This is a genomic window from Bacillus sp. SD075, assembly GCF_017355165.1.
Taxonomy (GTDB): Bacteria; Bacillota; Bacilli; order Bacillales; family DSM-1321; genus Peribacillus.
In genome coordinates this window covers 1-310 of the sequence record NZ_JADILK010000122.1, presented here as the reverse complement: position 1 = coordinate 310, position 310 = coordinate 1, and the positions used below count along the sequence as shown (strand labels likewise).

The 310-nt window shown below is 39.7% G+C and carries 1 protein-coding gene; it reads left to right on the top strand.

All coding sequences use genetic code 11. The features are described 5' to 3' along the window. Window positions 1–81 precede the first annotated feature (81 nt). On the top strand, window positions 82–310 hold a 229-nt coding region (locus IOC57_RS25545), incomplete at its 3' end, for a helix-turn-helix domain-containing protein (RefSeq protein WP_207441376.1).

Sequence of the window (310 nt, the reverse complement as noted above, 5' to 3'; positions counted from 1 at the left end):
TATTATCCCCTTCAGGTAGACAGAGAAAAAAGAGAACATGATAAAATGTTCTTAACTGTCAATCTGGAGGGGATTTTTTGTATGGCAAAAAAGGGGCAAACGTTTCAAGCGTATACAGAAGAATTAAAGAGAGAAGTGGTTCGTCTGAAGGTGGAGGAAGGTTGGTCATATCGCCAGATTCGTGAGCGTTTTGGTATTAAAAGTGATGCACAGATAGCGAGTTGGGTGAAGAAAGTGCAGAATAACGAGTCTTTTGAAGATCAACGTGTATGGAACCGTAAGAATTTTTCTAGTGTCGAAGAGGAAAATG